Source organism: Pedobacter sp. AK017 (assembly GCF_014200825.1).
GTDB lineage: Bacteria > Bacteroidota > Bacteroidia > Sphingobacteriales > Sphingobacteriaceae > Pedobacter > Pedobacter heparinus.
Map to the genome: position 1 here is coordinate 166,213 of NZ_JACHCW010000011.1, position 21,499 is coordinate 187,711.

The 21,499-nt window shown below is 44.7% G+C and carries 21 protein-coding genes; 9 read left to right on the top strand and 12 right to left on the bottom strand.

Annotated elements, in window-relative coordinates:
• Positions 1 to 34: 34 nt before the first annotated feature.
• From HDC92_RS16785 to uvrB, 9 genes are all read right to left on the bottom strand, one after another.
• Complete coding sequence (locus tag HDC92_RS16785) at positions 35 to 1,348, bottom strand: hypothetical protein (protein ID WP_238326519.1); 1,314 nt, start codon at positions 1,346 to 1,348, stop codon at positions 35 to 37.
• Positions 1,311 to 2,066 carry a type III pantothenate kinase gene (locus tag HDC92_RS16790; protein ID WP_183876203.1) on the bottom strand — a complete coding sequence of 252 codons (756 nt, stop codon included), beginning with the start codon at positions 2,064 to 2,066 and terminating at the stop codon, positions 1,311 to 1,313. The genes HDC92_RS16785 and HDC92_RS16790 overlap by 38 nt, the downstream gene beginning before the upstream one ends.
• 74 nt (positions 2,067 to 2,140) lie before the next feature.
• The gene (locus HDC92_RS16795; protein ID WP_015809829.1) at positions 2,141 to 3,121 is read right to left on the bottom strand and encodes a DUF6427 family protein; all 981 of its coding nucleotides are present in this window, start codon (positions 3,119 to 3,121) and stop codon (positions 2,141 to 2,143) included.
• Between the two features lie 22 nt (positions 3,122 to 3,143).
• Complete coding sequence (locus HDC92_RS16800; protein ID WP_015809830.1) at positions 3,144 to 4,130, bottom strand: glycosyltransferase family protein; 987 nt, start codon at positions 4,128 to 4,130, stop codon at positions 3,144 to 3,146.
• Between the two features lie 52 nt (positions 4,131 to 4,182).
• A complete protein-coding gene (locus tag HDC92_RS16805) occupies positions 4,183 to 5,034 on the bottom strand; it encodes a UDP-2,3-diacylglucosamine diphosphatase (protein WP_183876205.1) in 852 nt (283 codons plus the stop codon).
• A gap of 225 nt (positions 5,035 to 5,259) precedes the next feature.
• Positions 5,260 to 7,737, bottom strand: coding sequence for a hypothetical protein (locus tag HDC92_RS16810; protein ID WP_183876207.1), 2,478 nt, complete (start codon positions 7,735 to 7,737; stop codon positions 5,260 to 5,262).
• Positions 7,738 to 7,821: 84 nt separating this feature from the next.
• Positions 7,822 to 8,070: a hypothetical protein gene (locus HDC92_RS16815; RefSeq protein ID WP_015809833.1), complete on the bottom strand. Its 249-nt coding sequence runs from the start codon at positions 8,068 to 8,070 to the stop codon at positions 7,822 to 7,824.
• Positions 8,071 to 8,133: 63 nt separating this feature from the next.
• Positions 8,134 to 8,334 carry a YwbE family protein gene (locus tag HDC92_RS16820; protein ID WP_015809834.1) on the bottom strand — a complete coding sequence of 67 codons (201 nt, stop codon included), beginning with the start codon at positions 8,332 to 8,334 and terminating at the stop codon, positions 8,134 to 8,136.
• An 8-nt stretch (positions 8,335 to 8,342) separates the two neighbouring features.
• A complete protein-coding gene (gene uvrB / locus HDC92_RS16825) occupies positions 8,343 to 10,382 on the bottom strand; it encodes an excinuclease ABC subunit UvrB (RefSeq protein ID WP_015809835.1) in 2,040 nt (679 codons plus the stop codon).
• 74 nt (positions 10,383 to 10,456) lie between these two features.
• Between uvrB and HDC92_RS16830 the strand changes: the two genes are divergently transcribed.
• The 7 genes from HDC92_RS16830 (at position 10,457) to HDC92_RS16860 (ending at position 16,495) form a co-directional block, all read left to right on the top strand.
• Positions 10,457 to 11,494: a DUF7033 domain-containing protein gene (locus tag HDC92_RS16830; protein WP_183876209.1), complete on the top strand. Its 1,038-nt coding sequence runs from the start codon at positions 10,457 to 10,459 to the stop codon at positions 11,492 to 11,494.
• Positions 11,475 to 12,119, top strand: coding sequence for a uracil phosphoribosyltransferase (upp, locus tag HDC92_RS16835; protein ID WP_015809837.1), 645 nt, complete (start codon positions 11,475 to 11,477; stop codon positions 12,117 to 12,119). The genes HDC92_RS16830 and upp overlap by 20 nt, the downstream gene beginning before the upstream one ends.
• Positions 12,120 to 12,148: 29 nt before the next feature.
• Positions 12,149 to 12,838 carry a YjjG family noncanonical pyrimidine nucleotidase gene (locus HDC92_RS16840; protein ID WP_015809838.1) on the top strand — a complete coding sequence of 230 codons (690 nt, stop codon included), beginning with the start codon at positions 12,149 to 12,151 and terminating at the stop codon, positions 12,836 to 12,838.
• Between the two features lie 36 nt (positions 12,839 to 12,874).
• Complete coding sequence (locus HDC92_RS16845) at positions 12,875 to 14,209, top strand: flippase (protein WP_015809839.1); 1,335 nt, start codon at positions 12,875 to 12,877, stop codon at positions 14,207 to 14,209.
• 80 nt (positions 14,210 to 14,289) lie between these two features.
• On the top strand, positions 14,290 to 14,916 hold the full coding sequence (locus tag HDC92_RS16850; protein WP_221270976.1) for a class I SAM-dependent methyltransferase: 627 nt from the start codon (positions 14,290 to 14,292) through the stop codon (positions 14,914 to 14,916).
• 2 nt (positions 14,917 to 14,918) lie between these two features.
• Positions 14,919 to 15,563 carry an FkbM family methyltransferase gene (locus HDC92_RS16855; RefSeq protein WP_183876211.1) on the top strand — a complete coding sequence of 215 codons (645 nt, stop codon included), beginning with the start codon at positions 14,919 to 14,921 and terminating at the stop codon, positions 15,561 to 15,563.
• A 32-nt stretch (positions 15,564 to 15,595) separates the two neighbouring features.
• Positions 15,596 to 16,495: a glycosyltransferase gene (locus HDC92_RS16860; protein ID WP_015809842.1), complete on the top strand. Its 900-nt coding sequence runs from the start codon at positions 15,596 to 15,598 to the stop codon at positions 16,493 to 16,495.
• 3 nt (positions 16,496 to 16,498) lie between these two features.
• Here the strand turns inward: HDC92_RS16860 and HDC92_RS16865 are convergent, their stop codons facing one another.
• The 3 genes from HDC92_RS16865 to HDC92_RS16875 are packed head-to-tail and all read right to left on the bottom strand — an operon-like array spanning position 16,499 to position 19,352.
• Positions 16,499 to 18,040 (bottom strand): rhomboid family intramembrane serine protease, encoded by a 1,542-nt coding sequence (locus HDC92_RS16865; protein ID WP_183876213.1) that lies wholly within the window; start codon positions 18,038 to 18,040, stop codon positions 16,499 to 16,501.
• A 12-nt stretch (positions 18,041 to 18,052) separates the two neighbouring features.
• A complete protein-coding gene (locus HDC92_RS16870) occupies positions 18,053 to 18,802 on the bottom strand; it encodes a class I SAM-dependent methyltransferase (protein ID WP_183876215.1) in 750 nt (249 codons plus the stop codon).
• A 28-nt stretch (positions 18,803 to 18,830) separates the two neighbouring features.
• Positions 18,831 to 19,352 carry a serine acetyltransferase gene (locus HDC92_RS16875; RefSeq protein ID WP_255484564.1) on the bottom strand — a complete coding sequence of 174 codons (522 nt, stop codon included), beginning with the start codon at positions 19,350 to 19,352 and terminating at the stop codon, positions 18,831 to 18,833.
• Positions 19,353 to 19,459: 107 nt separating this feature from the next.
• Between HDC92_RS16875 and HDC92_RS16880 the strand changes: the two genes are divergently transcribed.
• Entirely contained in the window at positions 19,460 to 20,728 is a 1,269-nt protein-coding gene (locus HDC92_RS16880) for a glycosyltransferase family 4 protein (protein WP_183876219.1), read from the top strand.
• The gene (locus HDC92_RS16885) at positions 20,725 to 21,483 is read left to right on the top strand and encodes a glycosyltransferase family 2 protein (RefSeq protein ID WP_183876221.1); all 759 of its coding nucleotides are present in this window, start codon (positions 20,725 to 20,727) and stop codon (positions 21,481 to 21,483) included. Before HDC92_RS16880 ends, HDC92_RS16885 begins: the two co-directional genes overlap by 4 nt.
• Positions 21,484 to 21,499 lie beyond the last annotated feature (16 nt).

Genomic DNA, 21,499 nt, shown 5'->3' on the forward strand with positions numbered 1-21,499 from the left:
TTTCTCTTTTACTGGCTATGAATTGCCGGCAATACTAGTCGAATTTAAATCTTCTGAACCAGGTATCGTTAAGGGTAAACCCTAAATGAATGTTAATGTAATTTTCTTGTACCAGCCCGCTGTTGAGCGTTCCTCTTCTTCCAATCTCAGAGGTCAGGTTGATCTTATGAAAAGCAAACCTGTTGAAAGCCAGCGGAAGTCCCAGACCAAATGTAACAGCCATTTGCTTTACATCCTGGTCCGCAATCTTGATATAGGTCTTGTCATAAGTAAAACCAACCCTGTAATCTACACGGTTAAAGTAACTGCCAATAGAAGTCATATCAGGGGTAAGTTGTGCCCCACCAGAGAATCCCCAGCTGTCTTCCAAACCCTTGTTTACACCATCAATGCTCAGTTTAGACCAATTGCCCATCCTGTAATCGGCACCGATCAGCCATTTATTGTCTTTTTGTATCGAAATCCCAAAATTATGTACCAATGGCAGTTTCAGCTTCGCAGAGTTGTTTTGGTTAAAGGTCGGCGTATCCAGTGCTGTCCCTTCATCTCCTGTACTCTGTCTCACATAACGCGTAACCACAAAGGTCTTCTGTGAATTGATACTTGAAGGAGAAGAACCTGAATAACCAATGGTAATGCGGCTCTTTAAGCTCAAAGGGATCTCGTATTGGGCCCCGTAAGAAAAGCCAATACCACCCACACTGTTTTTATCCTGTTGTTTCGTATTTACAGAAGCTACGCTCTGCAATTCTAAAGCCCGGTTTTCCACAAGGTTCCCGAAAATATATTCAATATTGGCCCCAATCCTGAAATGGTCACCAAACTGCTGTCCCAAACCAAAATAAGCCTTAGTTAAACCTCCTTCTCCGGAATACAGCTTATTCACCGTGTTCGTATCCAGTTTTTCTGTATTGCTGAACTCATAACCCAATTCGGTATAGGGCATTAAACCAAAACTTAAACCAGTGCGGCCCGCTTTAATCGGAAAGGCAAGGGCTACATGGCTTAAAGTTGCATTGAAGCTTCCTTCAGACAGGCTTCCTTTTTTTAATTCCTTAAAACCACCACTCATGCCGATATCTACCGTAGTAAGGGTAATTCCCGAATAAGAAGCAGGGTTTTGCATATTGATCGTACTGTAATAGGTACTGGGCCTAAAAACCGCTGTAGAGATTCCACCCATTGCCCTGAACTGGGGCAGTAGCAAACCTTTCATATTGCCCAATCCATACCTGGAATATGGAGATTGTGAAGTAACCTGTGCTTTAAGGCTAACACTGGCCAGTAAGATCATTACCGCTACTATATAATTAATTTTTTTGTACATATTCAAATGCAATAACTTCATTTAATCCTTTTAATACCAAATACGGATCGTGTATAATTTGAGGCGCAAAGATGCTGTTTTTTAATTGTTCTAGCAAAAAAGCAGCATCACCACCTGTTAACAGTACCGTCAGGCCTTTATTTTCTTTATTATAAGCAGATATAAACCCCTCCACTTCATTAACTATCCCTTGCAAAACACCATTCTTAATTGCCGAAACGGTATCCGAACCAAGCGGTATCTCTATATTTTCCCTGTCCCAGGTTACCAGTGGTAACCGGCCCGTAAAATGATGCAGCGCTTTAAAACGCATGGCCACACCTAAGCTGATGCTTCCCCCCGAGTATTCACGTTCACTGTTCAGCAGATCGTAGGTAATACAGGTCCCGGCATCTATCATCAAACAGCTTTTCCCTGCATAACAGCTATTCGCTGCAATAACTTTGGCCCAACGGTCCAAACCCAGTGTAGACAGGCTCCGGTAATTGTTTTTAATCCCCGTATTGATATTTGTAGAGAAAGGAATGTAATTTGTATTTGATGTTAAAACACTGATCACTTCCTGTAAATCTTCAGCAACACTGGAAACAGTTGAATTGAGCACCCCGTACCGGGTTATTAATTTTACAAGATCAGCCGGAACAATCTGCTTAAGAACCTGGTAGTCTACTAACGTTTTTTCTTTAAAAACAGCCAGCTTACTATTTGTATTCCCAATATCTATAACCAGGTTATGCATTAACTACTCCAGACTTCATTGCACAAAGCTATCAATCTTTAGCTAGTTTCAAGGTCTCAAATTGTTAAAAAAAGTTAAACAAACAAAAAGTACTGAATGGCAAAAACCAGGATGAGGAATAAGCTTTCATAAAACCATCTCTTTTTGGCATTTGAAAAATAATAAGCCAGCAAAACTGCTCCCGGTGGCACACACAGCAGAAAATGGTACAGTCGGAAGTCTGGCTTCGTATAAAAGCTGACAATACTTACCATAAACATAAAGAACAGCATCTGAAAGGCTTTTCGGGTACTGATAAAGCTCCTGAAGAAGTTCTCACGCAATTGCAGTACCGCCAGTACCATCATCACCAGAACTGGTACAAGAACCAGGTAATCGTTATAATTGATCTTAAAAACCGAAGGGAATTTATTGCCCAGCGGTAACCAGATCTTATAGAACATAGACAGGCTGTCGTTCCAGTAATAGAATACGCCAACAAAAAAGAAAATGGTCAGAAAGCCAACCAGGCCCGACACCCATTCCCTCCAGTCAAAACTCCTGTACAGCAACAGGGTAAGCCAGATCATCACCAGCATCACAATAAAAGGAAAATAGATCAGTGTCCCCAATGCAATGATCATCCCAATATCAAACATGATCATGATCGCATTTGGCGATTTACCTATCTTCAGGAATTTGTCCATCATCCAGATCAGCAAAAAATTACAGATCAGGGTGGGGCTCAGCACCAAAAAAGGCATAAATAAGCTGGCACCTGTTACATACATCAATGCCGGTAAAAACCCTGGTTTATTCAGTAGCCCATGGTTATTGATCACCCGGTTAAACAGCACAGCCTGCACATAAACAATAATCCCTGCAAAAAAAACATTGGCCGCCGGAGAAAAAAAGCCCTGTACCGGTATCTGAATAAAAAACTTGGTATACGATTCTAAAAACTCAAAATTAAGCTGAGCAGGAAGCTCCGCAAATATAGCCATCCGCAAAAAAAATGTATATGCGAACAGAATGAGCAGGTTTATCGGGTTTAAATTTCTAAATTGATTGATCATGCCTAAGGCAAAGTAAAGCAAATTATCTGGCAAACTGCTTTACAACTTTATCAATTACTGCAGCAGTTTCATCCGGAAAATCAAAATGGTGCTCCTGCGGCCGGGCTACCCATTCTTTAATTAAAGGCAGCCAGTTCTTATTGCTGGCCCAGATTACCGGCAAACCAAACTGTTTCAGCGCATACGCATTGCACTGCTGCTCATATTGGAACTTCATCGGCGCCACCAACAGTTTTTTGCCCAGGTACAGCGCTTCGGCCGGCCCCTCAAAACCGCCACCGGTAAACAAACCTTCACAGGAAGCCAGGCTTTCGTTAAACTGCTCATTGTTGACCGCCCTTACCCACACATTTTCATCCCTGTAGCTTTGCCTGCTATGTTTGGAAAACACTTCCCATTTTACCTGTGGCACCTGCTTCAGCAGGGGCAGCAGATACTGGTCGTCTATTGCCGGCAGGTACACCGTATAATGCCCAAGATTACTGCGCTGCATGTTCCTGATCTCTCCGCGGATTACGGGAGTATAGATAAAGTCATCATAACGGTCAAAATGGAATCCTACATAGTGCGTGGCCGGAGCATAATATTTCATCACCAGCTGTGCCCAGTCAATGCTTCTGGGTTTCGGCACTTTGCCCGACTGGAAGGAGGCCTGATGGCTTAGTCCTACACTTTCAATACCCCTGGTTTTACAGGCCCATGCGGTTACCGGCTCAAAATCATTCAGGATCAGGTTGTAATCTTTTAATGGAATAGTCCGCATGTCTTTCACAAAACGCGGCAGGTTCATCGACTTCCAGGTTTCATAATGGTTCACTCCACCTTTTTTCCCAAAAATAAAGCTAAAGCCATGCAGCTGATATTTCACCTCCTGCACCAGTTTTACATCTGCCTGTGTACCACTGATCAGCAGATCAACAGTCCCATATTGTTGTAACAGGGGTACAATTTCCCTGGCACGGCTAATGTGTCCGTTGCCGGTACCCTGTATGGCATAAAGTATCTTCATCCGCACCGAATATCTGTATTTTTCATTAAAATATATTGTTTTTTTATACGCCTCAGGCAATTTCCAATTTAATCTTTTGCAGCAAGGTGTTCACATCGAGCTTACTGTGCAGATCTTCTCCGTCCGACAATTCCCCTTCTTCAACTTCATCCTTCTGGAAGTCCTTTTGTTCGTACTTAAATACCTTCCAGGATTGATCATAATACTCCAGGGCCGTCAGGTTCTCTACCCAATCACCACTGTTTAAATAAGTTACTTCTCCATCTGCTGTACGGATCGTCCTCATTTCCGGTTGATGGATATGTCCGCAGACCACATATTCATACCCTTTTTCGAGAGCCAGCTCTGCAGCCGTATTTTCAAAACTATTGATAAATTTAACCGCATCTTTAAACCTGGCCTTGATCCGTTTCGAAAAACTCATCTTTTCCTTCCCTATCAATGCGAGAAACCAGTTTACAAAACTGTTGATCAGAATCAAAGTATCGTAACCCACTGCGCCCAGTTTGGCCAGCCATTTGGAATGCTGCATGATCACATCAAATATATCTCCATGAAAAAACCAGGCTTTTTTCCCGTCCAGTTCTACCACCAGCTTATTCTGAAGATGAAAAGCCCCCATATGCATATCTGCAAATTTCCGCAGCAGCTCATCATGGTTCCCCGTTAAATAATAGACAGGCACACCTTCCACCACAAATTTCATCAGTTTTCTGACCACCTTCATGTGCGTTTCGGGCCAGTACCTTTTGCTGAACTGCCAGATGTCTATGATATCCCCATTCAGCACCAGCATTTTTGGCTTGATGCTCTTCAGGTATTTCAAAAGCTCTTTGGCATGACAACCATAGGTACCCAGGTGTACATCAGAGATTACGGCAATTTCAACTTCTCTTTTAGACATAAATAAGACTCCTGCACAGGAACATTAGTTTATTCCACAAATGTGGAGAATACAGATTAACAAGAAGTTAAGCAGATGTTATTTTCTGCTTACTTAACATAAACCTGCAACAAAATGAAAAAACCGGCCAATAAGCCGGTTTTTTATCTTTTGAAAGAAAAAATCAATGTGTTGCGAAGACCTGCAGATTGTTGCCCTTCAGCAGCGGTTTAGCGATGAGCAACATCATTGTTTTTTTCCCTTTTTCTCCGAATAAAACGCAAATCCCAATCCTGCAATCAATAAAACTGAGCCTAGTAAAGAGATCTTTTCACCTGCATAATACGAAACCGGCTCAAACTTAAACTCTATTTTATGGTTGCCTGCTTCCAGCTGGGCAGCCCGCAAAACATAATCTGCCCTGAAATAAGGCTTCTCAGCCCCATCTACATACATGTTCCAGCCCTTATCGTAATATATCTCTGAAAATACGGCAATTACATCAGTTGGCGCACTGTAAGAATAAACCAGGTGGTCCGGATGATAACTGTCCAGTGTAATCATTGCCCCGGCACCAGAGCCAAGACGTTTCTCATTGATCAGTTGTTTATACCTTACATCAACAATGGCTTCCTTTTTAGGGTCAAAACTGTTAATGGCCTTCATTTCTTCATCTGCATCCTTTGCAAACTGAACATGAGACACAATCCAGGCATGCCCTGCAGCGGTTGCATTCCTTTGCATTTTGTACGAACCTGTCTGCTGGTCCTGCGTAATAATGTATTTGGTATTCAGCATATCCACTACATCCTGGTTAATGCTTTTCGAGAACTGTTTATCGATCAGCTCCTGATAACGTTTCAGTTTAGCCGCATGGTACCCACCTATCGTTTTATGGAAGGCCGAAGCACTCGCATCCTGAAAAGTAGCAATGCTCAGGTCCAGTACCCGGTAATCCGGGTCTTTATCGGCCAGGATCAGGTTGTCGATCTCTCTCGGCTGAAAATGATTTTTCAGATCCGACTTGCTCACAAAATTGCTGTTGTTTAAATAACGGCGGTCTACCTGCCACATGTCAATCAGTACGGCAAGCCCCAGCAAAACCATTACGGTCTGCAAGCCCATCTTTTTATTGATCAATGCCCAGATCAGCGCATAGCCTATTGCTATAAACAATAAAGAGCGCAAGGCATCTGCACGGGCAATATCAATACGATCCTGAACCAATGCATTGGCAATACTTTGTGCCACGCCGGCATTGTTCTGGGCAATCTGGGTCAGCACCTGCACCATTTGCGGATGGTTTGATGCCGTAAAACTGAAAAATGCACTCGGCATTACCGCTACCAGTAAAGTAAAACCACCAGTTATGGCACCGGCAACCGTCAGTTTCTTACCCAGTGTTTTCTGATCCATAGTCCCTTCCAGGGTTTCTTTTACAGCAAGAAAAGCCAAAACAGGCACCATTAAACCTACCAGGGCCAGAATAGATTCTACTGCCCTGAATTTATTGTACATCGGGAAATATTCAAAAAACAGATCCGAGACCAATGGAAAATGCCTGCCAAAAGAAAGCAGCATAAACAAAATGGTCGTACCCAATATCCACCATTTTAACCGGCTTCTTACAATCAGCAAGCCAAATACAAATAGGAAACAAACAATGGCACCAAAATAATAAGGCCCCGAAGTAAAGGGTTTTTCTCCCCAGTACTGCTGCAGGCCAACCTGTCCCGCCAGCTGCTGTATGGCTGGCCTCGGATCACCACCGGTCACATTCTGTAAAGCTTTATAGGTATTGCTCTCGGGTTTCACCAGTTCATCAATCCCTGTCCCGCCCCCATATAAATTGGGGATTAGGAAAGTAAAGCTCTCACCTACACCCTGGCTCCAGCCATAAGCGTATTCTTTGGAAAGCCCGTTCTTTTCTTCGGCACTGTCCGTTGTTAAATTAGATTTGCCCCTGTTCGATTCTTTACCATATTCGTAAGTCGTCCATAATTTACCCGCATTTACCATCAGGGACAGTACCAATGCTATGGCCAGGAAGCCCATCGACTTTCCAAAGGCCGCTACCTTCTTTCCTTTTATGGCATGATAAAGCTCTATGCCTATAAAAATAAGCAGGGCAATCATCAGGTAATAGGTCATCTGAATATGGTTTGCCCTGATCTCCAGCGCCAGGAACAAAGCAGTTAAACTGGCCCCCAGCCAGTATTTACCCCTGATGGTCAAAATGATCCCGGCAACTATAGGCGCCAGAAAAGAAATGGCCAGGGCCTTATTGCTGTGTCCTGCAGCAATGATCTGGAAATTATAAGAGGTAAAAGCAAAAGCAATAGCCCCCGCTGCTGCCAGTAAGGGATTTACCTTCAATACACAAAACAGCAGGTAAGCACCAAGCAGGTACATCAGAACTACGTCTACAGGATCCGGGAACACCGCCTTCATGAAATCGATCACATAAGTGGCCGCATTGTAAGGGTGCTGTACCCAGATCTGATAAGCAGGCATCCCACCAAACATCTGGTTGGTCCATAAAGGCCCTTTACCGTCCTTTTCCTTGTAGTCCATGATCTCTTTGGCAGTGGCCTTAGCTTGCAATACGTCGCTTTGCTGCGGACCTTTACCTTGTAAAACCGGACTGAAATAGACAAAACAGATGAGTATAAAAAATCCAATGATGGCCAGATGAATGCCATTCGCTTTTAACCAATTATTCATTAAGGGTTGTTTAAGATTAAACTAACCTCAAAAATATAAAATTGAAACAGATTAAGAAGTAAATTTATCGATATTATAAAATACCTACTTTACTTCCTCATAATCCACAAAATCACCAAGCTTATCTGCATTCCCGCTTTTTGGCTGTGGCGGCATATAATCTATTGAAATAGAGCCCTCAGGCTTCTTTTGTTGTTGTCTTTGATGGTTTTCGGCCTGCTGATGCACCTTACTGAACAAACTTTTCAGTACATAAGGAAACACCAAACGGAGAATGATCCGTATGACATACAGGATCAGCAGGGTAACCAATATGAATTTTATAACTCCCATTTTATGCTTAACATTTACAAATATAGATTGTTTTGGAATTCAATTATTACAAAACCTTTCAGATTATTGCATATCAATTACATTTGCTACCCTTCCAACCTGTCCGTCTTCCAGCCTCACTTTAATCCCCCGTGAATGAAAAGCTGCCGAGGTCAGCAGGTTCGCTACAATCCCACGGGTCAGTTTTCCACTCCGCTGGTCTTTTTTAAGGATAATCTCTACTTCCAGTCCCGGATAAATATCTTTTCTATTCTTACCGTCCATTTAAAACATTACTTACTAAATTTTTCTTCAAATAATTTCTCCATTGCAAACATCTCGTCACGCAACCTGGCTGCAAGTAAAAAGTCCATGTCTTTTGCTGCCTTAGCCATTTCCTTACGGGTTTTATCAATAGATTTCTGCATTTCCGGTTTGGTCATGTACTGCACAACAGGATCAGCAGCAATGCTCACCTCATCTACCTCCACATAAGGTTTTGCCCGCTTGCGCTCACCCGACGAGAAGTCCAGTACCGAGCTCTGCTCCATTATCGCCTCCCTGCTCTTACCAACCGTTTTAGGTACAATTCCATGCTCCAGGTTATAGGCCACCTGCTTTTCCCTCCGCCTGTTGGTTTCCTCAATCGTCCGTTCCATCGAATCGGTCATGTTGTCTGCATACATGATCACCCGTCCCCTGTCATTCCTTGCTGCACGGCCAATGGTCTGGATCAGCGCACGGTCAGAACGCAAAAAGCCTTCCTTATCGGCATCCAGAATAGCTACCAGCGATACTTCCGGCAGGTCAAGCCCCTCCCGCAACAGGTTAATCCCGATCAAAACATCAAATTCACCCAGGCGCAGCCCCCGTAAGATCTCTACCCTTTCCAGCGTTTTCACTTCCGAGTGGATATAACGGCATTTGATGTTCAGCCGGTCCATATATTTGGTCAGCTCCTCTGCCATCCTTTTGGTCAGTGTAGTTACCAGTACCCTGTCTCCCAGCTTAATGGTCTTGTCAATTTCATCCAGCAGGTCATCCACCTGGTTAACTGCCGGCCGCACATCAATCAAAGGATCCAGTAAACCTGTAGGCCTGATCACCTGTTCAATCACAATTCCTTCCGATTTCTGCAATTCATAATCTGCCGGGGTAGCACTTACATAAATGGTCTGTGGTGCCAGACGTTCAAACTCATCAAAGTTCAGGGGCCTGTTGTCCAGGGCCGATGGCAAACGGAACCCATATTCTACAAGCGACATTTTCCGCGACCTGTCGCCACCATACATCGCCCTGATCTGTGGTACCGTAACATGGCTTTCATCAATCACCATTAAATAATCATCCGGAAAGTAATCCAGCAAACAGAAGGGCCGCATTCCCGGCGCCCTCCCGTCAAAAAAGCGGGAGTAGTTTTCTATACCTGAGCAATAGCCCAGTTCCTTCATCATCTCTATATCAAAGTTCACCCTTTCTTCCAGCCGCTTTGCTTCCAGCAAATGCCGGTCGCCAATCAATTGGTTCTTCCTGATCTCCAGTTCTTCCTGTATCCCCCATATCGATGAATTAAATCTTTCCTTAGGTGTGACAAACAAGTTGGCAGGATAGATCGCCATGTCTTCCAGCTTTTCCAGTGTTTTTCCTGTAACCGGATCTATTACGCTCAGCGCTTCAATGTCATCCCCAAAAAAAGAAACACGGTAAGCATTATCCAGGTAGGCCGGAAAAATATCAACCGTATCGCCTTTTACCCTGAAAGTACCGCGCTTAAAATCAGTGGTGGTACGGGCATACAGGATCTCCACCAGGCTATGCAGAAAGGAATTCCTTGAAATCCGTAACCCCACCGAAAAGCGGAATACCGATCTCGAAAAATCTTCCGGATTGCCCATACCATAAATACAGGAGATAGAAGAGACCACGATGACATCCCTCCGGCCCGACATCAGGGCAGAAGTCGTCCGCAGCCGCAATTTCTCTATTTCCTCATTGATACTTAAATCTTTCTCTATATAGGTATTGCTGCTGGCAATGAAAGCTTCAGGCTGGTAATAATCATAATAAGAAACAAAATAGTTCACTGCATTTTCCGGAAAAAACTGTTTAAATTCCCCATAAAGCTGTGCTGCGAGTGTTTTATTATGGCTTAGGATCAGCGTGGGTTTCTGAGTCTGCTGTATCACATTCGCTATGGTAAAGGTCTTGCCCGAACCGGTCACCCCTAGTAAAGTCTGATAATGATCTTCGTTGTTTACACCTTCAACCAGTTGTTTAATCGCAGCAGGCTGATCTCCGGTTGGTTTATAATCTGAAACGATTTGAAATTTCATTCCTAAAAATATCTTGTTTTAATGAGGCCAGATGAACATCAAATATAACGAATAATATGCTAAATTTATTCCTCATGAAACTTTTGGTTTATGTACCACTGCTTACACCACGAATAAAGTATGTCTTCAGCTTTATATTTAATGACATTTTAAAAACTGAGATCGGCTTTAGTGTAAACATTCGCGAATTTGTGCAGTCTGAACTGCCAAAGTTCTGTTATGCAGCCCAACCCATTGGAGGTGAGCTGTTTTTTAAAAGCACCGGCCTGCTGCTGGAACATAAAATAGCTGAGCAGGAAATTAAAACAACTACATTTGGTGATGCCAAAGTACCTTTCGCTGTGCAGAAAAGCGCCCTGCCCTTTGATGTTTTTGCCGCCACCTTTTATTTTTTGAGCCGCTATGAAGAATATTTAGCTGCTGGTAACCAGAAAAGCATGCCCTACCCTGCCGAAAGTAGTTTGCAATACCATTTGGGACTTTTAGAACTGCCTGTTATAGACGGATGGGCACTTATCCTCAAAAACATGCTGCTCAAACAATTTCCTTCACTCTCCTTTAATAAAAAGCAATTTCTATTTCAACCCCTGTATTCTGCCTATCCGCCAGCCAAGAACAGCCGCCGCAATGTTTTTGCCAATGCGGTCGACTACCTGCGGTCATTTGTTCAGAACGAGACCTCAAAACATACCGAAAAACTGACCGCTATCCGGCAGGCCATTACCGGCCTTCAAGCCCATAACCCTGCAGAAAGTTCAGCACTCCTTATTCCCTCTCCAGATCACAGGCATTACTTCGATACCGCAATGCTGATGCCCAAAAGCTACCTGAAACAAACAAAAAGCAACAGCGGGAACGACTATAGCATGTACTATAAAAATCAGCCTGGTTTCAGGGCCGGTACCTGCAGCCCCTTTGCCTGGTACGACCTGCAACTGGATAAAAAGACCCGGCTCATCGTGCACCCGGTAGCAACCACCGACATGGCCCTGCTCCATAACAAAAGTACCGAAACATTGTTATTACAGCTGAATGAACTTTTAGATCACGTTAAACTGGTCAATGGCCATTTTTATTTTTTATCTTTATGTAATGATATTCGACCTCAGTAAAACCAGTTCCATTGCCAATGTTTTTATTGCTGAGCTCAGGGATGAAAATATTCAAAAGGATGCCATGCGTTTCCGTACCAATATGGAAAGGCTTGGAGAGTTTTTTGCACTTGAAATCAGCAAAACACTCGAATACAGCGCTACTGAAACACAAACCCCGCTGGGTGTAGCCCAAACGGTCAGGCTTGCCGAACAACCCGTACTGGCTACCATTACCCGCGCTGGCATCCCCATGCACCATGGCATGCTCCGCATTTTCGACCGTGCCGAATGTGCTTTCCTGGCCGCTTACAGAAAGGTACACAAAAGCGGCAGTCTGGAAATTGCACTTGAATATGTTTCCAGCCCAGATCTGACTGGTAAGACCGTCATCATGGCCGACCCCATGCTGGCTACCGGCATGAGCATGGTACTTTGCTGTAAGGAACTGATGGGCAGGTATAAAATCAAAGAACTGCACATCGCATGCGCAATTGCCAGCACAGAAGGCTTACGTCACCTAAGGGCAAATTTGCCAAAAGCAAAATTATGGCTGGGTGCAATTGATGAGGAAATGACCAGTAAATCGTACATTGTGCCCGGATTGGGCGATGCAGGCGACCTGGCATATGGGACAAAGATCTGATTTTCCCATTCTCTTAAAAAACAATAAAAATGATCAGGCATATATTTTTTGATTTAGACCATACCATCTGGGATTTTGACCGCAATGCACAAGAAACCCTGATGGAACTGTACGATTTGTATCAGCTGCAAAAGCTCGGCCTCAGTTCCTGCCAGGAATTTATAGCCGCCTATACCGAGAACAACCACCAGCTTTGGGCAGAATACCATGTGGGCCGGATTACCAAAGAACAATTACGTACACAAAGGTTTAACAAAACTTTCCGGCAGCTGGGCATACGGCCAGATCAGATCCCGGCACAGTTTGAGGAAGATTATGTGCGCATCAGCCCTACAAAAACCAATCTGTTCAGGGGTTCAGAAAAAGTTTTGGCCTACCTGCAAAAAAAGTATACCCTCCATATCATCTCTAATGGATTTAAAGAAACTACCCTCACCAAAATGAACGTGTCGGGCCTCAACCCTTATTTCCGGAATGTCATCATTTCTGAAGATGTTGGTGTAAACAAGCCACATCAGGCCATTTTTGAATATGCCTTAAATAAAGCGGCCGCCCAGAAACATGAAAGCATTATGATTGGCGACAGCCTGGAGGCCGACATCAGGGGCGCACAGGATTATGGCATTAAAGCCATCTATTTCAACCCCTTAAAAAAAGAAAAACCCGGAGATGTAGACTGGCAGATCCATGACCTGGAAGAACTGCTCCTTCATTTTTAATGCCGGAAACACTTTTAATTTCCCATCTTTGCGCCAATGAAGATCCCCTTTATTAAAGGTTTTGATGAAGCAGCCTTAAGCAGATATTTAAAAAATACCGGCTGGCTCATGTTTGGCAAAATACTGGCCATCGTGGTCGGCCTGCTCATTGGCCGTTACCTGGGGCCCAGCTCATTTGGCGACCTCAGCTTCGCCGATGCCTTAACAGCCATTGTTGCTGCAGTGGGTACACTCGGCCTCGATACTTTCATCATCAGGGAAATCATCAACAATCCCTCTAAAAAGGATGAAATCCTGGGCACTTCCCTGGGGCTGCGCATTGGCGTTAACCTCCTGCTCATTCCCATTAGTGTAGGCATTTACCTCATCTTCCATCTCCTGTCCGATAAACCCGGCAATCCCTTAACCTGGATCGTTTTCCTGCTCTCCTTCGCCTCCTTTTTCAAATCCTTCAACATCATAGATTCTTACTACCAGTCGCAGGTACAGTCCAAATACGTCGTACATGTACAAAACATCTGCCTTATTTTTTCTTCCCTGTTAAAAATCCTGCTGATATGGCTCAAAGCACCCGTCATCTGGGTTGCCGCAGCACTGGCCTTCGACGGTCTTATCCTTGCCCTCGGCCTGGTATTCCTATACCATAGTCACGGCTTCAGCATCCGGAGCTGGACCTTCAGCCGCAGCCGGGCCCGGTCCCTGCTCAAACAGTCCTTCCCCCTCATCCTTTCGGGGGTCATGGTGCTGCTCTATATGAAAATAGATATCCTCATGCTCAAAAAAAACGGCAGTACCGAAGTTGGCATTTATACTGCCGCCGCCAGAATCAGCGAGGCCTGGTATTTCATTCCTTCCGCCATCATCACTTCTGTCTTCCCTGCCATCATCAACGCCCGAAAAACAGATATTGAACGATATAACAAAAGATTAAAAAACCTGTATGACCTGCTGGTCTTTATCAGTCTGCCCGTAGCGATACTGGTCGGTTTTTTCGGAAACGAAATCATCCATTTCCTCTGGGACACGGCGTATGAAGGTGCCGGCCCCATGCTTTCCATACACATCTGGTCGGGCATATTTGTATTCCTGGGCAGTGCCAGTTCTCAATACCTGCTGGCAGAAGGTTATACCATGATCTCCTTTCAGCGCACGGCTGCCGGGGCCATCATCAACATCCTCTTAAATTTCTGGCTGATCCCGCTTTATGGCGGTATAGGTGCGTCCATTGCCACACTCATTGCCTGCTTTGTCACTACTTTCTGGATCCTGTTTATCCCTGAAACCCGGCAACAGGGACTCCTCATGCTCAAATCACTGTTCATGATCAGCCTTTTTCAAAAACTCTTCCGGGCGGCAAATCCCTCCAGGTAAACAAACACCTAATAATTATACGCTTATATTAGTTTTTTGCGTTTAACATTTTAACTTTGGCCCATAAAATCAACAAGCGGATGAAGTCCTTAAAAGAGGTAGCAAAATCAATTCTGTTAAAGCCCGTACATATCTTTGATGTGATCCAGCTGAAGTCCAGGATCAGGAAAACAGATGGCGATCTGTACATCATCATTGGCGCCCACAATACCAATTACGAGAACTGGCTGCCTACCAATATAGAAAACCTTAACCTGCTGGATAAGGCCTCTTTCCAAAACCTGTTTGAAGAAAAAAAGGTAAGCCGCTTTTTAGCAGAGCATGTATTTGAGCACATCAGCTATGAGAATGCCCTTATTGCCCTTAAAAACTGTAACCAGTACATGAAAAAAGGCGGCACCATACGTATAGCCGTACCAGACGGCTTCCATCCCAACCCCGATTACATCAATATGGTCAAACCAGGGGGCATTGGCGAAGGGGCACACGACCATAAATTGTTGTACGATTATAAAAAACTGGGCAAAGTACTGGAGGATGCCGGCTTTAAAGCTGTTCCCCTGGAATATTATGACGAACAGGGACAATTCCATTTTACGGAATGGGACAGTAAAGATGGCCATGTACACCGCTCTAAAAGGTACGACAAACGCTTTAACGAGCCGCTCGGTTATTCTTCTTTAATTGTTGACGGCATAAAAATTTAAACATGAAAGCCAGATTATCCGCATTCAGTCTGCTCAACCCCGGAAAGTTAAAAGTATTGCTTTCCCTGGGCATAAAAGGCTATCTGGCCGACAAAGGCTGGTTCGATGCTTACCGTACTAAATCGGCTATCGACCAGGATGGTAAGCCCATCGCCTGGGTAACATATTCATTTATTGACTTTATTAAAGACCGGATCAGTAAACAACACGATATATTTGAGTTCGGCTCCGGTAATTCAACTTTATTTTACGCAGGCATGGCCCGCTCGGTATATTCGGTGGAACACGACAGGGACTGGTTCGAAAAGAGTTCCAAAATTAATCTCCCAAATGTGAACATGATCCATTGCAACCTGGTTCCGGGCGGCGACTATTGTAAAAGTGCCCTGGCTACCGGTAAAAAGTTCCATGTCATTATTGTTGACGGCCGCGACCGGGTAAATTGCTGCAAACAGGCCATTGATGCCTTAACTGAAGACGGGGTGCTGGTACTCGATGATTCTGAAAGGCCAGTGTATGCCGAAGTCCATACTTTCCTGCAACAGCATGGCTTTAAATACCTGCCTTTTTCAGGCATGGCACCGGGTGTGATCATCTCCAAATATACCTCTGTGTTTTACAAACCAAACAATTGTTTGAATGTTTAATGCATAAATAACCCCTGCAAACCGTAAAATACATGCAAACCTTTGCCCCAATTGCCTTATTTGTTTATAACCGCCCGCAGCATACCGCGCGCACCTTAAAGTTCCTAACGCAAAATGAACTGGCATCCGAAAGCAGGTTGTTCGTATTTTCTGACGGACCGAAATCGGCCGCAGATGAAAACAATGTACTGGAAGTAAGGGAGCTCCTTAAAAACATCAGCGGCTTTAAATCTGTAGAACTTATCGAAAGTAAGGAGAACATGGGCCTGGCCAATGCAGTGATCTCCGGCGTCAACAGGCTCATTGCCGATTACAAGCAGGTGATTGTAATGGAAGATGACCTCATTACCTCACCTTATACGCTCAGCTATTTTAACGAGGCCCTGGAGCGCTACCGCAACGAAGATAAAGTGATGCACATTGGGGCCTATATGTTCAATGTAAAAGATGCCCAGCTGCCGGAAACTTTCTTTTACCGCGTAGCCACCAGCTGGGGCTGGGCAACCTGGGAAAGGGCATGGCAGCATTTTGAACCCAACATAGATACGCTGATGTCCCGCTTCGATAAAACGAAGAAGAGTGCCTTTTCTATAGAACATACCATGAACTTCTGGAAACAGATGCAGGAGTTTAAAAGCGGCAAAAACAACTCATGGGCCATCCGGTGGTATGCCTCTATCTTTTTGAAAGGGGGGTTAACCCTAAACCCAGCCCATTCACTGGTCAACAATATCGGTCACGATGGCACAGGTGTACACTCCGGGATCAACGACATTTACAATGTCATCATTAACCCCAAACCCATTACCTATTTTCCCGATCAGATTGCAGAAAACCCTGAAGCGTATGCAGCCATAAAAAGGTTCCTGGCCGGCAGGAAGGGATCTGTCTGGCAAAGGCTCAAACGTTACCTCATACAGCGTTTTAAATAAAGCTTATTCAGGCTCCGTCAGGCGTTCTCTCAGTTTCGCCTTCAGCCGCATCACCTCATTGATCTTTTCCTGGATAACTGCCCTGTTTTCCCGTGTACCCGACTCATAGTCTTTATACATCAGCATCGACACCGCATAGGCTTTTTCTGCAATTACCTTACGGTAATCCCGGTCTATCCCATCCATTTCCAATACGATCAGCTTGTCCATTTCCCTGGTGATCTTCAGGTTCTCGGCCCAAACATCTATCCCGTTCAGCTTCACCCTCCTCAGTTTTTCTTCCAAAGGCAAATCACTGCTGATGTAATAGATCTGGTTAAACCTTTCGTCATTTAAATTAAAGGCATCCCTTAGTTTTGCATATTCCTCTACCTGGTATCGGGGCGAAAACTGATAAATGAGTGCAGCAAAGGCCAGCACCATAAAACCCGAAGCCGAAGCCCTGTACAACAGCGGCACAGGCTGGCCCAGCAAACGTTCATTATATAGAAGATAACCGATAAAGAAGCCTGATACCAATCCGCCCAGATGCGCCGAATTGTCGGCAGTCTCACTCAGCAGGCCATTCAGTAGCATGTATGCTACCACAATTACCGTACTGATCAGTAAGGCCCTGGCAGCGGTCTTTTCAAAAGCATTGCTCAGCAGCAGCGCCAGAAAAGCACCAAACATGCCCATAATGGCCCCCGAAGCCCCACCCATAAATCCGATCTTATGCCCGTAAACACTTAGCAAAGCCCCACATGTTCCACTTAAAATATAAACTATCAGTGTTTTTGCCCAGCCCAGCTTGTTCTCTGTCATCAGCCCGATATAGATCAGCGCATACATATTGAAAAACAGGTGCAGCAGCGAGAAATGGTAAAACTGACTGCTCAGCAATCGCCACCATTGCCCACTCAGGGTCAGGTCCCTGCTGTTTATCCCGAAATAAGACTGTATCTTCAATAAAAGTTCTGGCGTAAGTAAACCCTGCCCCCCCAGCTGCGCCTTAAAAAGGTTCGACAGCAGCAGCACTATGGCCAGCCTGCCCAGCCACAGCAAAATGTTCAGGGTTACAATAATGGGGGTAACCAGATAACCCTTCTGCGGAATGAACAGGTAAAATATATTTTTAATCTTATCTTTTGCTTTTAAAGGCGCCCGGTTAAAATAGCTGTCGTCCTGCTTAGCAATATGATCATGAAAATCCTTCAGCCTGTCCTCCCAAACCGCGGCCAGGTGGTACTCTACATATTCAAATTCATGAAAAAACCGGTCAAGGTTCTGCTGGTTCTTTCCATAATCGGTAAACAGCAGCTGAATGCCGATACATTCGCTTTTAAAAACAGCAAAATTAGCAATGATACGGATGGAAATCTCTTCACTGTACGATTGTGCCGAAAGGCCTGTATAAGCAATAATCCCCGATTCCGACAAATGGCTTAGTTTCCAGCCCAGGTTCTCTATCGCCTGTTGTGCAATAACCAGGTACCTGTCGGCCGGAAAATTACCCAATGGAATGTATTTTTCAATTTTTGGAGAATAGCCCCACTGAAATGCCATAAGCTCGAGATGTTAAGTTTTTTTTGCTTCTAAAATAATATATGGTGAAAGCTGTCTGGAATTGAAAGGAAATACCTTGGTCAACATTTTTCCACCCAGCCATAAAGTCCGCTTTAAAAGGCGCAACGCTAAAGGTTTTTGCTCCTCATCGTGCAGCCATAAACTAAAATTCCCAAAATAACGGGATTGCAGCACTTCAAGCCCCGCCTCTTCACAAATCCTGGCCAGCAACCGGGGGTCCATACAATCTATATTGTGTTTATCGTAATTATCGGGGTCAAACCGTTTCTGAAACCAGCCGTTCAATGCCCTGAAATTAGGCAGGGTAATGAACAGGGTACCTCCGGGCCTTAGAAAATTAATGTGCCGCTCAATGATGTCCGCCGTATCGTTAAAATGTTCTATTAAACCAAAAGAAAGCACCAGGTCGTACTGCTGTTCAGGTGTATACTTAAACAGGTCCGTTTCTAAAATACGGATATCTTTTTCTTCCAGCCCGTTCTTTTGCAGCAGCTTACCGGTAATGGGCTGGTGTACAAAATAATCCAGCAGTGTTACATCCAGGTTAAAGTATTTCTTTAAAAAAACGGCATAATAGCCCGGAAAGCCACCCAGCTCAATTGCCGTTTTCACCTTTTCACGCTTAATGATCGAAGCAAGCTGCTCATGGAACATGTAATTCGCAGGGATGTTAACCGACAGGTCTGGTTTCTGCTCCCAATAATTTACCCAAAATGCTCTGTCTGTTAAAAGGTTTTCCATATCTGGTTCCAAAGAAAAGAAAAATCTGTTAAATCTGTGCTTCCCCGCTTTTCTTTTCCAGAATCCGCGCCGGGTTGCCCACCACTGTGCTATGGGCAGGAACACTCTTTGTAACTACAGCCCCGGCACCAATCGTTACATGGTCGCCAATTTCAACATCCCCTATAATGCACACGTTCGCACCAATGTCTACATGGTTCCCTATCCTCGGACATCCGCTGAAAGTCCCGTCTGCCAGCTTTTTATGCCCTATCGTTACCGAGTTCCGCAGCGTACAGCCTTCGCCCATCACTACCCCCTGGTTTACCACCAATGCCTGTCCATGGTATAACATCAGGCCTTTTCCAACTGTCAGTTTCCTGGGCAGTTCAATTCCCAGCACCCATTCTACATAATAATGATAAAAGGCCAGGTATAAAATGAAAATGATCTTCAACAGGGTATACCTGCTGATCACCTGTACCAGCCGGAACAGAAACAGCACAAAGCGCCCTTTAATGTTCTTAGGATTTGCCGCCCAATCCTGGAATAAGTAACTAAATAAATTCATCTTATGTAAAAGTAAAGTATTTTTCATTAGAATATATTTTCCGGTAATCCTTTATGGTCATTAATTTAGTATTTTTGTTACTTGTCGCGCTAATACTTATTTTATTCATGAAGATAACCTTGATCAATACATCCGATGCAGGCGGGGGTGCTCCCGTAGCCAGTATGCGCCTGTTAAAAGCGCTGGCATCAGAAAACATCGAGGTAAACTTCCTGGCCGGCGATAAAAAGACCAGCGAGGCCCGCGTTCAGGCCGTTCAAAATAACTTATGGCAGCGGTTAAAGGCCCGTTTTAATTTTTTATATGAACGCCTGCCCTTTATCCTTTTTTATGAAAAGGACAAATCTGTACGCTTCGCCTTTTCAACGGCCAATGCCGGAACCAGCATTGCCGGTCATCAGCTGGTTAAAGAGGCCGACATTTTACACCTGCACTGGACCAACTCCGGCTTTCTTTCTATCCGAGATTTAACAGAACTGATGAAACTGGGCAAACCGGTAGTGTGGACCCTCCACGATATGTGGGCATTTACAGGGGGCTGCCATTATGCGGGCACCTGCGACCATTTTACAAGGGAATGCGGCGATTGCTACTTTTTAAGAGACCCTGCCGGGAACGACATTTCCCATACCGGCTGGCTGCACAAGCAGGCCATGTATGCCAGCAGCCCAAACCTCACTTTTGTAAGCTGCAGCAACTGGCTGGGCAAGGTGGCCCGTCAAAGTTCATTAGTAAAGGATTTTCCTGTCCGGGCCATTGCCAACCCCATCGATATAGAGGTATATGCCCCTAAAGCCAGGATGGCTGCCCGTACCAAATGGAACATCAGCAACAACAGCAGGATCATTTTATTTGGTGCAGCCAATATAGGCGACCGCCGTAAAGGGATTGGCTATCTGGTACAGGCACTGCAGCATTTAAAGCAACATTACGAATTGCCCCTTCCGGTTGAGGTACTGATTTTCGGGAAAAACAAACACTTTGATGTCAGCCAGCTCCCCTTTCCTGTTCATGAGCTGAATACCATTAGCGCAGCACAGGACCTGGCCGAACTGTACAGCCTGGCCGATGTATTTGTAATGCCTTCTGTTGAAGACAACCTGCCCAATACCGTTATGGAATCTATGGCCTGCGGTACCCCCGTAGTGGCTTTTGATACAGGTGGCCTGCCGGAAATGATAGACCACCAGTTAAATGGCTACCTGGCCAGTTTCAGGTCGGCCACAGATCTGGCCACAGGCATCCATGAAATGCTCTTTACCCCCCGGGCAGAAGAAATCGCTATACAGGCCCGGAACAAAGTGCTCCAAAATTTTACCAATCAACACATCGCCAGACAATATACAGACCTCTACCAATCCCTACTTAGCAAATGACAGCAGCCAAACCCACCTTATCCGTAATTACAGTAGTATACAATAATGTAAAAGATATTGAGCGTACCATGCTTTCTGTCCTGAACCAGACCTATCCCAATATCGAATACCTGCTGATCGATGGCGGATCTACGGATGGGACCAAAGACATCATCTATAAATATAAATCCCGGCTTGCACAGTTCATTTCAGAACCCGATAAAGGTATTTATGATGCCATGAACAAAGGCCTGGCCCTGGCTACCGGTAATTACGTGCTGTTCATGAACTCCGGCGACGAACTCTATGCCTCCGATACCGTTGCGGAGGTTTTTGATACGGCCAGCTCTGCAGATATCTATTATGGTGAAACAGAAATGTACAACGAAAAATGGGAAAGCCTGGGCCAGCGCAGACACTGCAGCCCCGAAAATTTCAACTGGAAAAGCTTCCGCTATGGCATGAGCATCAGTCACCAGGCCATTTATGTAAAACGGAGCCTGGCTGCTCCATTCGACCTCAGGTATAAATACAGTGCTGATATCGACTGGATCATCAAAGCCGCAAAAAAAGCATCAAGCATCGTAAACACCCATATATATGTGGCCAAATACCTGGTTGGCGGCATGTCCAAGAAAAAACACCTGGCCAGCCTGAAGGAAAGGTTCCGGATATTTACCAAATATTACGGACTGGTGCCTAACCTGATCAATCACATCTTTATCAGCTTTAACCTGGTGCAATACTATTTCAGGCACGGAAAAACCAACGATTAAATTTTTCTATTCCAGC

Excerpts from the sequence above, each read along its gene's own strand:
- HDC92_RS16785 (WP_238326519.1), bottom strand. The coding sequence starts at position 1,348 with ATGAAGTTATTGCATTTGAATATGTACAAAAAAATTAATTATATAGTA.
- HDC92_RS16790 (WP_183876203.1), bottom strand. The coding sequence starts at position 2,066 with ATGCATAACCTGGTTATAGATATTGGGAATACAAATAGTAAGCTGGCT.
- HDC92_RS16795 (WP_015809829.1), bottom strand. The coding sequence starts at position 3,121 with ATGATCAATCAATTTAGAAATTTAAACCCGATAAACCTGCTCATTCTG.
- HDC92_RS16800 (WP_015809830.1), bottom strand. The coding sequence starts at position 4,130 with ATGAAGATACTTTATGCCATACAGGGTACCGGCAACGGACACATTAGC.
- HDC92_RS16805 (WP_183876205.1), bottom strand. The coding sequence starts at position 5,034 with ATGTCTAAAAGAGAAGTTGAAATTGCCGTAATCTCTGATGTACACCTG.
- HDC92_RS16810 (WP_183876207.1), bottom strand. The coding sequence starts at position 7,737 with ATGAATAATTGGTTAAAAGCGAATGGCATTCATCTGGCCATCATTGGA.
- HDC92_RS16815 (WP_015809833.1), bottom strand. The coding sequence starts at position 8,070 with ATGGGAGTTATAAAATTCATATTGGTTACCCTGCTGATCCTGTATGTC.
- HDC92_RS16820 (WP_015809834.1), bottom strand. The coding sequence starts at position 8,334 with ATGGACGGTAAGAATAGAAAAGATATTTATCCGGGACTGGAAGTAGAG.
- uvrB (WP_015809835.1), bottom strand. The coding sequence starts at position 10,382 with ATGAAATTTCAAATCGTTTCAGATTATAAACCAACCGGAGATCAGCCT.
- HDC92_RS16830 (WP_183876209.1), top strand. The coding sequence starts at position 10,457 with ATGAAACTTTTGGTTTATGTACCACTGCTTACACCACGAATAAAGTAT.
- upp (WP_015809837.1), top strand. The coding sequence starts at position 11,475 with ATGATATTCGACCTCAGTAAAACCAGTTCCATTGCCAATGTTTTTATT.
- HDC92_RS16840 (WP_015809838.1), top strand. The coding sequence starts at position 12,149 with ATGATCAGGCATATATTTTTTGATTTAGACCATACCATCTGGGATTTT.
- HDC92_RS16845 (WP_015809839.1), top strand. The coding sequence starts at position 12,875 with ATGAAGATCCCCTTTATTAAAGGTTTTGATGAAGCAGCCTTAAGCAGA.
- HDC92_RS16850 (WP_221270976.1), top strand. The coding sequence starts at position 14,290 with ATGAAGTCCTTAAAAGAGGTAGCAAAATCAATTCTGTTAAAGCCCGTA.
- HDC92_RS16855 (WP_183876211.1), top strand. The coding sequence starts at position 14,919 with ATGAAAGCCAGATTATCCGCATTCAGTCTGCTCAACCCCGGAAAGTTA.
- HDC92_RS16860 (WP_015809842.1), top strand. The coding sequence starts at position 15,596 with ATGCAAACCTTTGCCCCAATTGCCTTATTTGTTTATAACCGCCCGCAG.
- HDC92_RS16865 (WP_183876213.1), bottom strand. The coding sequence starts at position 18,040 with ATGGCATTTCAGTGGGGCTATTCTCCAAAAATTGAAAAATACATTCCA.
- HDC92_RS16870 (WP_183876215.1), bottom strand. The coding sequence starts at position 18,802 with ATGGAAAACCTTTTAACAGACAGAGCATTTTGGGTAAATTATTGGGAG.
- HDC92_RS16875 (WP_255484564.1), bottom strand. The coding sequence starts at position 19,352 with ATGAATTTATTTAGTTACTTATTCCAGGATTGGGCGGCAAATCCTAAG.
- HDC92_RS16880 (WP_183876219.1), top strand. The coding sequence starts at position 19,460 with ATGAAGATAACCTTGATCAATACATCCGATGCAGGCGGGGGTGCTCCC.
- HDC92_RS16885 (WP_183876221.1), top strand. The coding sequence starts at position 20,725 with ATGACAGCAGCCAAACCCACCTTATCCGTAATTACAGTAGTATACAAT.